Origin of the sequence: Burkholderia sp. SIMBA_051, from assembly GCF_046534915.1 — a bacterium.
Classification (GTDB): Bacteria; Pseudomonadota; Gammaproteobacteria; order Burkholderiales; family Burkholderiaceae; genus Burkholderia; species Burkholderia ambifaria.
Genome location: NZ_JAWRXS010000411.1, coordinates 1 through 263, shown reverse-complemented (window position 1 = coordinate 263; position 263 = coordinate 1). Strand labels below are relative to the sequence as shown.

At 61.6% G+C, this 263-nt stretch carries 1 pseudogene; it reads right to left on the bottom strand.

What is annotated here, in order from left to right:
• A pseudogene (locus tag SB771_RS35080) lies at positions 1-220 on the bottom strand (hypothetical protein); the annotation flags it as partial.
• Positions 221-263: the final 43 nt, after the last annotated feature.

Here is a 263-nt window from a genome sequence, read left to right as displayed (position 1 = left end):
ATTGTGCAAGAGTCAGACCCAACGGTGCGAGTGCTTCCGTCATCTTGCGGCGCAAAATGCGGTCCAGGCTGCCGACCAGATAGGTGAGACGGTGACGCGCCGCCGCCTTGCGCGATGTCGGCGCCGGGCGCTGGCGACCGGCGCTTGCGGATGCTGCTATCGTTGCTTTCGTCGTTTTTGCAGGAGATTTGCCCGTCATCAGATCGCCGGATGCTGTCATCGAAGACGCCATGTTACCGCGCCATTTGCCCGGTACATCGTCC